This window comes from Massilia sp. 05N420, assembly GCF_056397205.1.
Genome location: NZ_JBFTMX010000111.1, coordinates 1 through 635 on the forward strand (window position 1 = coordinate 1; position 635 = coordinate 635).

The window sequence follows — 635 nt, forward strand, 5'->3', positions numbered from 1 at the left end:
ATACTGCACCGGCGGATAGGACGCCTCGCGCAGCGTCAGCGCATCATGCGTATCGGCAACCACCTTGCCGCCGATTTTCACAACGATACGGGCCGGATTGTGCTCGACGCTGATCGGATGATCGGGTCCGGGAATCTTGACGGGCCTGCCTGACATGGGTGCCTCCAATGGATTGATCCATGGAGAGATAGGGAGGACTTGTGAGATGCCCAAGGGGCGGGAGTGCCGGACACGCCGATTGTGAGCGGAGAGCGCTCCCCCAACCTCCCCCTCATYCCTGTGCTTGTCACAGGRATCYAGCCGGCCCAAGTCCTTGGGTCGAAAGGACTCTTCCCACCGCCCAGACGCGCGGTGACTGGATTCCTGTGACAAGCACAGGAATGAGGGGGTACCCTGAGAGGCGCCCCCCCGCAAAATCAAACTCCGTGTCAGTATCCCATCAAGCCCAACGATCCAGCCCAAGCAGCTTCCGCCCCAGCGGCGTCAGTTCCGCCGTCGTCGCATTGTGCTTCTCCCATTCGCGCGGGTCGCCCGGGAAGGCGTCGCGCTTCGGGCTGTCGAGCTCGCGCCACAGGCGGATGCGCTCGTCGCGTTCCTCGGCATTGTCGTATTCGGCCGGATGCATGGAGATGTAC

1 protein-coding gene and 1 pseudogene are annotated in these 635 nt (G+C 62.7%); both read right to left on the reverse strand.

What is annotated here, in order from left to right; genetic code table 11:
* Window positions 1-156 (reverse strand): DUF427 domain-containing protein (locus AC1DIX_RS27505; RefSeq protein ID WP_477328488.1); only part of this gene is annotated, 156 nt, incomplete at its 3' end.
* Between the two features lie 283 nt (window positions 157-439).
* A pseudogene (locus tag AC1DIX_RS27510) lies at window positions 440-635 on the reverse strand (phytanoyl-CoA dioxygenase family protein); the annotation flags it as partial.